Raw genomic sequence first — 13,085 nt, 5'->3', positions numbered from 1 at the left:
ACGGCGCCATCAGACGCCATCAGACGCCATCAGACGCCGATTCGACAACAGCTAACAGCCCCGTGCCATGCGCCCGGCCAAGAGCGCCGCCCACTCGACGAATGGGAGCGTCGGCACCGAGATCAGCGGCGATCTCTCCTGCTACGAACGCACGGCACTCAGAGCCAGGAAGGACGTGACCGCAAGTCACGTAACGATGTCACAACGCGGAAAGCAGGCTACAGTCAGTCCAACACGCCGACGGGCGGGGCAAGCCTTGGGCGCCCAGCCCCTGCTACCTGGCATGTCCCTGACTCACGGATCTTCGCTTACTGCGATGGACTTGTTTTGTGGAGCGGGCGGACTGTCTCAAGGGCTACGCCAAGCGGGGCCGTGAACTTCCCTGCAAAGAATAGTGGCCGGGGACGACAACGCCGTCTTCGACATCCGGATCGTCGAATTCCTGCGGCGCAGGGGCGGGTATACCGGAGCACGTGAACGTCGCCGGCCTGCTGCTCGCCGCCGGGGCCGGACGGCGGATGGGACGCCCCAAGGCCCTGGTCGAGCTGGGCGGTGTGACGCTGGTCGAGCGGGGTGTCCGCCTGCTCACGGCGGGGGGCTGCCGGCCGGTCGTGGTCGTCACCGGCGCCGCCGCGGACGAGGTGGGCGCCGTCGTGCGACGCCTCGCCACCCGCCGGGTCGCTGGGCCGGCGCCCGCGGGCGAGGATGCGCCCGGGATCGGCCTGGAACCCACGGCTGGGATGGAACCCACGGCCGGCCCGATGCCGGAGGTTCGCCTGGTATCGGCCGCGCGGTGGGCCGAGGGTGTCGGCGCGTCGCTGCGGGCCGGTCTCGCCGCCCTGGTCGGCACCGACGCCGACGCCGTGGTCGTCACCCTGGTAGACCAACCGTCCCTCGGCGCGGCGGCGGTGCAACGTCTGATCTCCGCCGCGGCCGATCCGGGGTCGACCCATCCGGCGCTGACCGCCACCTACGAAGGCCGGCCGGCCCATCCCGTCCTGCTACGCCGCTCGGTCTGGCCCGAGGCGGCGGCTCTCGCGCGCGGCGAGGTCGGCGCCCGGGCATGGCTGCGGGCCCACCCGGGACGGGTCACCGGCGTGCCCTGCGACGGCACCGGCTCACCCGCCGACGTCGACACCCTGGCCGACGTCGACACCCTGGCCGACGTCGACACCCTGGCCGACGTCGCCCCACCGACCTCACCATCGGCGACACGCACACCCAGCCCGGGTAGAACGCGAAGGACCCATAAGTAGGAACACCGCCGCAACGACGTGAGAAACGGAAGAACAACAGCAGACCCCGGTCTTCCAAGAAAGGATGACGCCCAACCGGGCTATCGGCAGTATCGGCGGCAGGGGAACCGGCGCGGGGCACAATATCATCACTATCTGGGGCCAGCCGGACACCCGGGGATGGTGTCGGGCGCTGCGCGATGGGCTCGGCGAGAAACAGCGGGAAACGCAGGCAGACCATCGTGCTGGTGGCGGGTCAGGGACGGACACGACGCTCGCTCGCGGAAAGGACGTCTCCGTGTCCGACGCCCGTCATCGATCCCGCCGCAACAGATTTCGTGGTGGCGGGTCCCATCACGGCGGGTCCCGGTATGGCGGGTCCCGGGCCGGTGGCCGTGGCCGCGCCGTCACCGTCGGCCTAGGCATCGTCAGCGGCGCGGCGCTGCTTGTGCTGGGCGCGTTGACCGCCACCGGGATCGGGTTCGCGGCCCGCGCCGCCTGGGATGCCGGACCGACCGGGGAATGCGCGGACGGCGGCGAACGGGCCACCCTGACCATCATCACCGCGCCGGCACTCGCGGCGCCGATCAGCCGGCTCGCCGCCGACTTCGATCTTCGGCGAGCCGGTGCCGAGGGCTCGGCGGGCCCGTGTGTGACCCTCGCCGTGTCGGCGGTCGCCTCCGACCGGGTGCTCGACACGCTGGCCCGACCGGAGTCGCCGGACTCCCCCGGCCCGCCCGACGTCTGGATTCCGGAGTCGGCCGACTGGCTGGAGCTGGGCCAGGAATCGGACCCGGCCACGGCGCAACTGCCGGCGAAGGCCACGACGATCGCGGGATCGCCCGTCGTCATCGCCATGCCGAGACTCATGGCGCAGCGCCTCGGTTGGCCCGAGCATCATGTGACCTGGGCCGAACTGGCCGCGGCCGCGGGCGAGGCCGATTTCTGGACCCACCGGGGCGAGCCCCGGTGGGGGGACTTCCGGTTCGCCATGGCCAATCCGGAGAACTCAGCCGCCGCGCTGCGGGCCGTCATCGGAACGGTGAGCGCCGCCCGCGGACTCACCGCGGCCGAGATGACCACCGGTACGTTCGACCAGGATCGCGCGGCCCAGCTCACCGTGCTCCGGCAGGAACGCTCCATCGACTGGCTGCCGGAGTATGACCAGCAGCTCTTCGACTCGGTACGCACCGGCGGCACGGAGAACGGCGCGGCCGGATCCGCTCCCTCGGCCTTCCCGGCCCTGGAGGCCGATGTCATCGCTTACAACCGGTCCCTGACGAGCCAGAACGGTAACCGCCTGGCCACGACGCTGGTGGCGTCCTACCCCTCGGACGGGATGTTCACGGCGACGGTGCCGTACATCGTCCTGAAGAAGACGGCGAGCTCGTCGTCCCGGCGGGCCGCGGCGGACGCCTTCGCCACCTTCGTGCGCGGGGACGCGGGCCGCGCGGCCCTCACCGGAGCCGGTTTCCGCACACTCACCGAACTGGCGGGCCACGATGACCCAGGCGGGCTGGCCGAGACGCTGAACGCGACCGATGGGGTGCGCTCCGTCCCGCCGAAGCTGGCGAGCACGGACGCCTCCGACAGCACGCTCGGCACGGCTCGGCGGTTCTTCCGCCATGCCCGTCAGCGTGGTGCCACCCTCGTGGCGCTTGACAGCTCCGGATCGATGGCCGAACCGGTCCCGGGCACCGACCCGTCAAGAACTCGGATGCGGGCGGCCGTCGAGACCTCCCTGGCCGGCCTGCGCCTGTTCGCACCCGACAGCCAGGTCGGTCTCTGGCGGTTCTCCGGCGAGCAGGGCGTCCAAGGCTACCGGGATCTCGTGCCGATGGCTCCGCTTAACGCACCCGGACGAGGCGGCACCCATCGGGACGAGCTGATCGCCGCGCAGGCCGGGATCGTCCCCGGCGGAGCCACCGATCTGTACGCCACCACGCTCGCGGCCTTCCGCTTCCTGACCCAGCACTACGTCCCCGGCCGGCTCAACCAGGTCGTCATCCTCACCGACGGTCGCGACACGAACCGGGGTGCGGCCGCGCCGAGCCTGGACGGGCTGATCGAACAGCTGCACGCCGACTACGACCCGAAGCGGCCGGTCGCCATAATCATGATCGCCTACAGCAACGACGCCGACCTCACCGCGCTGCGGCGCATCGCCGCGGCGACCGGAGGACGCTCCTACCTCCGGCCGGACCCGAGCCAGGTGGTCGACATCTACCTCGACGCGCTGACCCGCGTCCGCCCCTGAAGCCACGCGCGCCTCTGAAGCCACGCGCCCCTGAAGCAGCTCAGACGGGAACCCCGGCGGCACGCCGTCTGCCGGCTCGGGTCCGGCGCGGATCGGGACTCGCGGCGTCTGGGAACCTCCGCAGGTATTCGCGTTCGAGCTCCAGCATCCGCGCGGTGTGGGTCTCGAAGGCGTCCTCGCTCCCCGCGATGAAGGCGTCGTGCCGGGTGCGATGCAGGTGCCGCAGCTCCCGGACGAGGTCAACGTCGGTCAGCTCCTGCGCGGGGATTCCAGCTGGTCGGTGCATCATGCCCTCGGTCTACCCATTCCGGCGGCGCGATTCCCGGCTGGCGGGAGGACCAGCAGGTTCGGCGGGATCGGAACATCCGGCCCCGGGCCGGGCGGTGGTACCGGATCCGGCGTGGGCTCGGGTGGCGTCGGCTCGGGACCGGGCAGAACAGGATCGGGGATCGGCGAGGGCGGCGAGGGCTCGGGTGGCGTCGGGCCGGGACCCGGCGGCGGGACCGTGACGATGACGGGATACGTGGTCTGCATCTGATTGCGGTGCCCGGATGACGCTCTTCACACACCGGGACGACCAGATGCCCGCTCCTTCTGGTCGACCACTGGTCAGGCACTCTGGCCGGCCACTGGTCAGGCGCTGGTCGATCTGTGGCTGGCTCGCTACCGTTGCGCACTATGACCATGTCGGTCGGATCGGCGGCTTCTTCCTGCGACGTCATCCAACGCACCGAGCAACGTATGTCCCGAATGGTCGGCTATACCAGAGCAGCCTGTGCGACGTTCGTGATCATTCCGCTCTTCGGCTGGGCTCGCCTGCGCCACCCGTGGATCGCCGTGCTGATCGTGGCGGCCGCGGCCGTCGAGGCATCCTGGTTCACCTGGCGGGTCTGGCGGCGGCCGGGCCGGCTGTCCCCCCGGCTGGTCCTGGCGGACGTCGCCTTCTGCGTGGCGCTGATGCTCGTCGGGTCCAGAGCCGCGCAACCCGACGAACGCAACAAGATCATGACTGAGCTCGTGCCGTTCAGCCTCGTCGCACCCGCGGGCATCGGCTTCGGCCTCGGGCTGACGCTGCTCGCGGTCGGTGCGGTGGCCGTCCTGATGGCGGCGTGGAGCCTGGCCGTGCTGCCGGACGTTTCCCTCAAGCTCGGTTCGGACCTGTTGGGCTTCGCCCTGTGGTACGTCGTCGCCATGCTCATCGCCCATGAGCTGCGCGCGCTCTCCGCGGCGACCGCGGCCGCCCAGGACGAGGCCGCGGCAGCCGGGCGGCTCGCGATCGAGCAGGAGAAGGATGCCGAGAGCCTGCGCCAACGCGAGATCACCCATCGGGAGATCCACGACTACCTGCTCCCCGTCGTCGATCACGTCGCCGCCGGTGGAGTGCCCTCGCCGGCACTCGTCCGGGAGGCCCGGCGCGGGGCACAGCGGGCGCGTCGGATCATCATGGATCCACGCGGGATAGACCCGAGGGCCCTGGCCGTCGACGGCACGGCTTCGCCGGGCTCCACCCAGAACGGCCTCGAGGAGATGATGTCCGCGGTCGTGGACGCCTTCGCCGACGAGGGGCTCGCCCTGGTGCCCTTCGTGTCGATCAAGGGCGAACCGCCCGCGGAGGTCCGCGAGGCACTGGTGGCCGCGACGAGGGAGGCCCTGCGTAACGTGGTTCGACACTCCGCCAGCACCGACGAGGTTCACCTCTTCGTCGAGGGCGACGCGGATTCGGTGCTGGTGGTCGTCCGGGACAGGGGGGTGGGGTTCGATCCCGGCTCCGTCCGACCGGGCGGAGGCATGACCGGAAGCTATTCCGCTCTGCGCCGGTATGGCGGGGAGACCCTGGTGACCGCCTGGCCGGGTGGTGGGACGAAGGTGACCTTCCGCTGGCCTGCCGCCGAGCCGACCGGGGACGGCACGCCCGGGGACGGCACGCCCGGGGACGGCACGCCCGGGGACGGCACGCCCGGGGACGGCACGCCCGGGGACGGTCGATGAGCGTCGATCGCCGGCCGGTCTCGGTGGCGATCATTGACGATCATCCGATCGCCACCGAATCGCTGGCCGCCAGGTTCGCCGGCGCGGGGTTCTCCGTGCTGGCGCCGGCCCCGAGCCTGGAGACCTTCGACCGGGACGCCACGCCCGGGATCGTGGTGTGCGACCTGCACCTGCCCGGGGTGTCCGGGGCCGCCGCCGTGGCCGACCTGCATCGGCGCGGTCTTCGGGTGCTGGCGACCTCCGGGGTGGCGACACCGGACGAGGTCCTCGACGCGGTCGCCGCACAGGCTCGCGGCTTCGTTGAGAAGACCGCCCCGGCCCAGCAGTTCGTGGCGGCGGTGACCGCCGTCGCCGAGGGTAGCTTCCACCTCTCCGCCCGCCTCGCCGGGTTTCTACTGGAGGATGCGCACCGGCGACCGCTGTCCCGGGGCGAGATCGGGCCCGCGGAACGGAACCTGCTGCGCGGACTCGCCCAGGGCGACCTCATCGATGAACTGCGCGGCGAGTGGGGAATGACCGCCGCCGCCGTGCACGACCTGCTCGATCGAATCTTCGACGCCGCCCGCCGACGCCGCCGCCTGCACCGGCCATCCCCGCGGGAGGCCGAGGTGATGGTCCTCGTCGGTTGCCGGGGCATGTCCCACCGGGAGGCGGCGCGGGCGATGAACGTCAAGGCCAGTGTCATCGCCGACTATCTGCGCACGGCGAAGGCGAAGTACGTGGCGAGCCATCCCGACGCCCCGGTGACGATCCCGCCCAGCACGGCGGCCGCCCTCTGGGCCCGCGAGCTCGGGTTCGGCTGAGCCCCCTTGGCTGAGCCCCCTTGGCTGAGGCCCCTCGATTGAGGCCCCTCGATTGAGGCCCCCTTGATTTCGAGGGATTGTCCTGCGCCGACTTCGGCCACACCCTCGTCAGGATGGGCTGGGGAGACGGCGGGGACGAGGGTCATCCGCGGTCCTGTCGTCTCTGGGCAGCCTTCCTCGGGTCGTTCCTGGGACCGGATGCGCTCCCCGTCGGCATGTGGCGGATCAGATCTCCCGACGTCGCGACGGCCCATCCGGCTGACCAACCGATCCCCGGCGACGGCACGAATGCCGAGGCGGACGGCCGTGCGATCCAGGCGGTGCACCGTGGGCACGCGATCTGGCTGGGCACCCCGGACGCGGATCTGTACCGGCTGGACGACTCGCGGTGGCTGCTGCGCAACAACCGGAGGGCCGCCCTACTCACCCGACGCCTGGTCGCCCGGGCCGGGCCCGTCACGGACGGCACGCCCGTCACGGACGGCACGGCCGGGTCCGCCCACCTGCATCTCGCCACCGGCGATCCGCTCGCGGGCTACCTTCAGATCATCCGGCTCGGACCGGTGGTCGCCCGGCTGTGCACGATCCCGGGCGAGGGGTCCTCGCTACCGCGCACCATGGCCGTCGATCTCGGCAAGCAGGCCGCCGAGCAGGTAGCCAGACTGGCGGCCGCCACGGGCGACCTGCGTCGCGCGCCCTGGCGCCCCAGCCGATGGATCATCCGGACGGATCGGTGACGGCCGGGGATCATCCGCTTTCCCCCGATGATTGAGGGATGGTGTCGGCCCATCGGAACTACCAGGATCGAAGGCAGGGACCACGCCGGTGCGACGGGTCGGGCCAGATCGTCGGGGGAAGCGAGACGGCTTGGTGCCGGATCGGGGGCGCACCGGCGTGGTTCCGCGGACTGTCGGTCGCGGGGGAAGGCCGGCAGTCTGCCTGTTCATGCCGGCAGGCGCCGGCCGCCGCTGTCCGCACCGGCGAGAGCCGCTACGAAGGGCAACCGGTCGCAAACATTCGGTCTCAGCTTTTGCCCCACTGGTGAGGGTGTCGCTGGTGGCTTTGTCGACATCGCTACGATCTGCCCACTGGAAACGTGGACAGGGGGTGCTGTGGGCGAGCCGATCCTCGCCATCGACTACGGCACCTGCAGTGCCTCGGCCGCCTTGGCCGTCGACGGTCGCATCGAACCGGTGAAGGAGCCCGCGAGCGGCTCGGCGAGCTGGCCCGCGTCGGTCTTCGTGGACGGCGGCAGCCTGATCGTCGGCACGCTCGCCGAGCGGCGCAAGCGGATCTGGCCCGCGGCGTACCGTGGCGAGGTCAAGCGCGATCTGGCCCGGGACAGCGCCGTGTCACTCGACGGCCGCGGCTATCCGGCGCACGTGCTGGTGACCGCGGTGCTGTCCGCGCTGAAGGCCGAGGCCGAACAGCAGCTCGGCGGTGCGGCGCTGTCGCGGGCCGTCGTCACGATACCGGCGAGCTACGATCCCGCCGGCCCGCTGCGCCGGACGATGATCGCCGCGGCGGAGGCCGCCGGGTTCGTCGACGTGGACCTGCTCGCCGAGCCGGTCGCGGCGGCCTGGTCGCCGGTGGTCGGCGCCGCGCCCGAGCCTGGCTCGCTCATGCTCGTGTACGACCTGGGTGGCGGGACGTTCGAGGGGGCGCTGGTCGCGGTCGGTGAGGACGGCCGGCACGAGCTGCTCTCCCACTCGGCTCTGCACGACTGCGGCGGCCGCGAACTCGACCAGATTCTGTTCGACGAGATCCTGGGGTTGTACGGGCCGGGGCTGGAACCGCTACTGAATCCGCCCGGGATCGGCGAGACGTTCCAGACCACGGCCAACCGGACCCGCCACGAACTGCTCGACTTCGCCCGGGCGGTGAAACATCAGCTCTCCGACATCGCCGTCGTGGAGGACGTTTTCAGCCCGGCCGGCCTGCTGGTCAGCATGCAGCGTGACCGGTTCACCCAGCTCGCCTCCCCCATCCTGGCCCGCACGATGGCCTGCTGCCAGCACCTGCTGAAGTCCTCCGGTTACGGACCGGACAAGCTGAGTGGGGTGCTCCTCGTCGGGGGCAGCTCCCGGATCCCGGTCGTCACCGACATCCTCGAAGGTCGGCTCGGGGTCGGCACCGACTGGCCGGGGCAGCAGATCTACCTCCCCGCCGATCCCGAGCTCGCCGTGGTGCTCGGCGCCGCCGCCTGGGCAAGCTCGGTCTCCACCCGCCGGACCACCGCAGCGCGCCCGAATCCGGTCCTACAACCGGCTCGCTGGGACATCCCCGGCGGGCGGGCGACGATGGTGCGCTGGCTCGTCGAGCCCGGGGAACGCTTCGACGCGAGCGCCGTGCTGGCGCGGGTCCGCCTCACCGACGGTTCCCTGTTCGACCTGGCCGCCGAGGCACCGGGTAGCCTCATCCACACCCACGCGGCACCCGGCACTCCGGTCCGCGACGCCGACTGGTTGGCGACCACGCTTCCGTCCGGGCCGGTGCCGATGGGGTCGGCGGTGCCGGCGGACCTGCGCGGCTTCGAGCGCAGCAGCCGCCCGTCCCACCACGTCGAGGTCACCGCGCGGGCCACCCTCAAGGGACACGAACGCGACGTCACCTCGGCGGCCTTCTCCCCGGACGGCAAGCTGCTCGCCACCACCAGCAAGGACGGCACCCGGCTGTGGGACGTCGCCACCGGCCGAACGTCGGTCACGCTCAGCGGGCGCAAGAGCCTGGTCGTGCATGGCTGCGCATTCTCCCCGGACGGCAAGCTGCTCGCCACCACCGGCAGCGACAAGACAGCCCGCATCTGGGACGTCGACGCCGCCCGCCAGACGGTGACCCTGACCGGGCACCGGGGACCCGTGTACGGCTGCGCCTTCTCCCCGGACGGCAGCCTGCTCGCCACGACCAGTACCGACCGCACCGTCCGGCTGTGGGGTTCATCGACCGGGAAGAATCTTGCCACCCTCAACGGCCATCGCGGCTCGGTCTACGGCTGCGCCTTCTCCCCCGACGGCCGGCTGCTGGTCACCGCCGGCGCGGAGTCCACCCTGCTGTGGGACGTCACGGTCGGCGAGATCATCATGAGCCTACCCGGGCACACGAACTTCGCTGGCGGCTGCGCCTTCTCTCCCGACGGCCGGCTGCTCGCGACGAGCGGCAACGAGGGCACCCGGCTCACCGACGCCTCCAGCGGCACCACCGTGCTCACCCTGCCGGGTTCGGCGCAGAGCTGCGCCTTCTCCCCGGACGGCCACCTGCTGGCAACGGCGAGCACCGACGACACCGCGCAACTGTGGGACGTCGCGACCGGGTCCGCGATCGCCACCCTCACCGGGCACAGCAGCACGGTGATGAGCTGCGCGTTCGCCCCCTACGGCCTCCTGCTCGCCACCACCAGTACCGACATGACCGCTCGGCTCTGGGACATCATCTACACCCCCTGACGCTCCGGCCGTCCCGGCAGGCAGATCCGCCGCCCGGGACTCCCGGAACTCCCGGAGATCAGGTCGGGAAGACCGAGCCGTCCCGCGGCGGGCACTTCAGGCCGAGGTCGTCCAGCACCGCCTCGGGCACGACGCCACACCCGACCTCGTAGGTACCGAGCTGGACCAGTTCCCACCCGGAGTCCGTGTGATGCAGTACCCCCTCGGCCCGGTCGAGATCGGCCACAGTCGGGCGCAGCTCGGTCAGTGCCCAGCTCGGGTCGCTGGCGGCCACGGTGGTCCCGGTGACCTCGTAGTTCTGCGGCGGAACATCCGCGGTGAACGGGCTCGTCCGGACCGCCTCGGCAATCGCGCCCGCATCCCCGGCCGACGGCGGGAAGGTGCCGGCGCCGCGAGCCACGGCGGCGACGACGCGGCTGGTTTCCCCGGGGGCCGACGCCACCGAGGACGATCTGGAACAGGCGAACGCCGTACCCACGGTCACAACTCCCGCGGTGACCAGAGTTGCGGTGGGCAGTACCACCCGGCGCACGATACGGGGACGGTTACCGCGGACGGCGGACCGAGGACGACTATGGCGAGCCATGCTGTGCACCTACCCAGTTTGCGCAGGTGAACCCCCTGAAGGGGGATACTCCAACGGTCAACCCGACGACAGATCACATCGTGATCCCATTGATATTCTCCCATCTCTCACTACCTCAGCCCACATTAGTCTCACCAAGATAAAATCTTGGCAAGATGTGATGCGCTGCTTGACCGAACGTGGTGTCCATCCCATCGGAGCCGTCGGGCCCGCCACCCGGGGGAGGCTGCCATTCGAGGGGGTCCCCGTCGTCTCGTCGATGGACATCGCGGCGAGTGGCACACCTACGATTCCGCGGCCCCGGGCATTCACAGAACCAGCTCACAGCAAGCTCACAGCAAGACCTCAGGTAACAGCCAGCCAAGGAGGCGAAGCTGACACCATGCAATCGGTGCGGGTCCTCGTGGTAGACGACGAGACGACACTGGCGGAGTTGCTGTCGATGGCGCTGCGCTACGAGGGGTGGGAAGTGCGCAGCGCCGCGGATGGTCGCGGAGCGCTGCGGCTCGCCCGCGACTTCCGGCCGGACGCGGTCGTTCTCGATATCATGCTGCCCGACATGGACGGCTTGGAGGTGCTTCGGCGCCTGCGGGCGGAGAGCCCGGACGTACCGGTGCTGTTTCTGACCGCCCGGGACGCCGTCGAGGACCGAGTGGCGGGACTCACCGCCGGCGGCGACGACTACGTCACGAAGCCGTTCAGTCTCGAGGAGCTCGTCGCGCGGCTGCGCGGACTGATGCGTCGCGCCGCGCGCACCACCGAGGCGTTGCAGGGCGCCCGGCTCGTCGTCGGCGACCTCACGATGGACGAGGAGAGCCGGGAGGTGCAGCGCGCCGGCCAGCCGGTGCACCTCACCGCCACCGAGTTCGAACTGCTGCGCTTCTTCATGCGCAACCCACGCCGGGTGCTCAGCAAGGCCCAGATCCTCGACCGGGTCTGGAACTACGACTTCGGCGGCCAGGCGAACGTCGTCGAGCTCTACGTCTCGTACCTGCGCAAGAAGATCGACGCCGGCCGCCCCCCGATGATCCACACGATGCGCGGGGCCGGGTACGTCCTGCGGCCGGCCGATCCGGCGCTGGCACCGAAGACCTCCGCCACCCCGTCATCGAGGGGCACCGCGCCGGGCCCGGCATGAGCTCCCCGGCTCACCGGATCGTGCCGGTCTCGCCCTCGCGCTGGTCGCTGCGCACCCGGCTGCTCGCCCTACTGATGCTCCTGCTGGCGACCGTCTCGCTGGCGATCGTGTTCGTCACCGCCGTCGCGCTGCGAGGTGTCCTCGTCGACCAGCTCGACAGGCGGCTGCGGGAGGCCAGCGGACGATGGGACCGGCCGGAACCCGCCTTTCTGCAGAACCTCCCGTCCTTCCCGGCCCTGCCGACCCTCCCGGCCCCGGCCGAGGGGAACGCCGGCTACGGCACTGCCGGCGGCTCGGCCACCGCCGCCGGCTCCGCTGCCCCCGCCAATTCCGCTGCCGACTCCGCTGCCGCCGGCCAGCCGTCCAGCCTCAGCCCGCAGCAGCTGCGGGTCCGCCGGTTCTTCCGTGGACCGGTCGATCCGGGAACGCTGGGAGCCGTCGTGGACGAGGATGGAACCTACGGGGCCTTCATCGATACCGCCGGTGAGGGGAAGGAGCTGACCACCGCCGAGACCGCCGTCGTCGCGGGCATTCCCGCCTACCTGCGGCCGTATACCCGGGCGTTCGGCGATCAGGGTGACTATCGGCTCCTCGCAAGGACCACCCATGACGGTATGACCGTCGTCACCGGGCTGCCGATGAAACAGGTGAACGCGACCCTCACCAGGATGGCGATGATCGCTGGGGTGGTGGCCCTGGTGGGGGTCGCGGCCGCCGCGATCGCCGGCACGGCGATCGTCCGCGTCACGCTGCGACCGCTGCGGCGGGTCGCCGCGACGGCCTCCCGGGTCGCCGAGCTACCCCTCGACCGGGGTGAGGTGGCCCTGTCGGTGCGTGTGCCGCAGGTCGACACCGACCCGCGCACAGAGGTCGGCCAGGTCGGGGCGGCGCTCAACCGGATGCTCGGCCACATCGGTGCCGCGCTGGCCGCCCGGCACGCGAGCGAGATGCGAATGCGCCAGTTCCTCGCCGACGTCAGCCACGAACTGCGCACTCCGCTCGCGGCGATCAGCGGGTACGCCGAGCTGACCCGCCGGACCCGCGAGCACGTCCCCGCGGACATCACCTACGCGATGAGCCGGGTCGAGTCCGAAAGCGCGCGGATGACGGCGCTGGTCTCCGACCTGCTGCTGCTCGCCCGGCTCGACTCCGGTCGGGACCTGGTCCGGGAACCGGTGGACGTCTCCCGGCTGATCGTCGACGCGGTCAGCGACGCGCACGTGGCCGCCCCGGGCCACCGCTTCGCCCTCGGCCTGCCCGAGGAGCCGGTCACGGTCACCGGGGACCCGGCCCGCCTGCACCAGGTTCTCGCGAACCTGCTGGCCAACGCCCGCACCCACACGCCGCCGGGCACCCAGGTCACGGCGAGCCTGACCGTGAGCGGCCCCACGGCGATCCTCGCGGTCGTGGACGACGGCCCGGGCATCCCCCCGGATCTGCTCCCCGAGGTCTTCCAACGCTTCGCGCGCGGCGACAGCTCGCGGTCCCGCGTCGCCGGTAGCACCGGGCTGGGGCTCGCCATCGTCGCCGCCGTCGTCGAGGCACATCACGGGCACGTGCAGGCCACGAGCGAGCCGGGACGCACCGCCTTCATCGTCGAGCTGCCCCGATGCCTCCCACCCTCGGGGACGGTC

General features: G+C 71.4%; 10 protein-coding genes. 8 read left to right on the top strand and 2 right to left on the bottom strand.

The annotated features are described in order from the left end of the window. The first annotated feature begins 473 nt into the window (after positions 1-473). Both AC08OP_RS11150 and AC08OP_RS11145 read left to right on the top strand, forming a co-directional pair. Positions 474-1,256, top strand: coding sequence for a nucleotidyltransferase family protein (locus tag AC08OP_RS11150; RefSeq protein WP_476614124.1), 783 nt, complete (start codon positions 474-476; stop codon positions 1,254-1,256). A 277-nt stretch (positions 1,257-1,533) separates the two neighbouring features. Next, a complete protein-coding gene (locus AC08OP_RS11145) occupies positions 1,534-3,492 on the top strand; it encodes a substrate-binding and VWA domain-containing protein (protein WP_476614123.1) in 1,959 nt (652 codons plus the stop codon). A gap of 40 nt (positions 3,493-3,532) precedes the next feature. Here AC08OP_RS11145 and AC08OP_RS11140 read toward each other — a convergent pair whose 3' ends face one another. Continuing rightward, positions 3,533-3,781, bottom strand: a complete 249-nt coding sequence (locus AC08OP_RS11140; protein ID WP_011434791.1) for a DUF6158 family protein — start codon at positions 3,779-3,781, stop codon at positions 3,533-3,535. A 452-nt stretch (positions 3,782-4,233) separates the two neighbouring features. Between AC08OP_RS11140 and AC08OP_RS11135 the strand changes: the two genes are divergently transcribed. From AC08OP_RS11135 to AC08OP_RS11120, 4 genes are all read left to right on the top strand, one after another. After that, positions 4,234-5,481 (top strand): sensor histidine kinase, encoded by a 1,248-nt coding sequence (locus tag AC08OP_RS11135; RefSeq protein WP_476614122.1) that lies wholly within the window; start codon positions 4,234-4,236, stop codon positions 5,479-5,481. After that, the gene (locus AC08OP_RS11130; protein ID WP_476614121.1) at positions 5,478-6,284 is read left to right on the top strand and encodes a response regulator; all 807 of its coding nucleotides are present in this window, start codon (positions 5,478-5,480) and stop codon (positions 6,282-6,284) included. Before AC08OP_RS11135 ends, AC08OP_RS11130 begins: the two co-directional genes overlap by 4 nt. A gap of 77 nt (positions 6,285-6,361) precedes the next feature. Next, positions 6,362-7,021 (top strand): hypothetical protein, encoded by a 660-nt coding sequence (locus AC08OP_RS11125; protein ID WP_476614120.1) that lies wholly within the window; start codon positions 6,362-6,364, stop codon positions 7,019-7,021. Positions 7,022-7,396: 375 nt separating this feature from the next. Further along, positions 7,397-9,727: an Hsp70 family protein gene (locus AC08OP_RS11120; protein WP_476614119.1), complete on the top strand. Its 2,331-nt coding sequence runs from the start codon at positions 7,397-7,399 to the stop codon at positions 9,725-9,727. A 58-nt stretch (positions 9,728-9,785) separates the two neighbouring features. Here AC08OP_RS11120 and AC08OP_RS11115 read toward each other — a convergent pair whose 3' ends face one another. Continuing rightward, positions 9,786-10,313, bottom strand: coding sequence for a hypothetical protein (locus AC08OP_RS11115; RefSeq protein WP_462203283.1), 528 nt, complete (start codon positions 10,311-10,313; stop codon positions 9,786-9,788). Positions 10,314-10,695: 382 nt separating this feature from the next. Here AC08OP_RS11115 and AC08OP_RS11110 point away from each other — a divergent pair, with 382 nt between their 5' ends. Together AC08OP_RS11110 and AC08OP_RS11105 are read left to right on the top strand one after the other, a co-directional pair. Continuing rightward, positions 10,696-11,451 carry a response regulator transcription factor gene (locus tag AC08OP_RS11110; protein ID WP_476593317.1) on the top strand — a complete coding sequence of 252 codons (756 nt, stop codon included), beginning with the start codon at positions 10,696-10,698 and terminating at the stop codon, positions 11,449-11,451. After that, on the top strand, positions 11,448-13,085 hold a 1,638-nt coding region (locus AC08OP_RS11105; RefSeq protein ID WP_476614118.1), incomplete at its 3' end, for a sensor histidine kinase. The genes AC08OP_RS11110 and AC08OP_RS11105, both read left to right, overlap by 4 nt.

It is taken from the genome of Frankia sp. CeRuru1 (assembly GCF_977966315.1).
The sequence above is the reverse complement of the archived record's forward strand: the minus strand, read 5'-3'. Positions and strand labels throughout refer to the sequence as shown.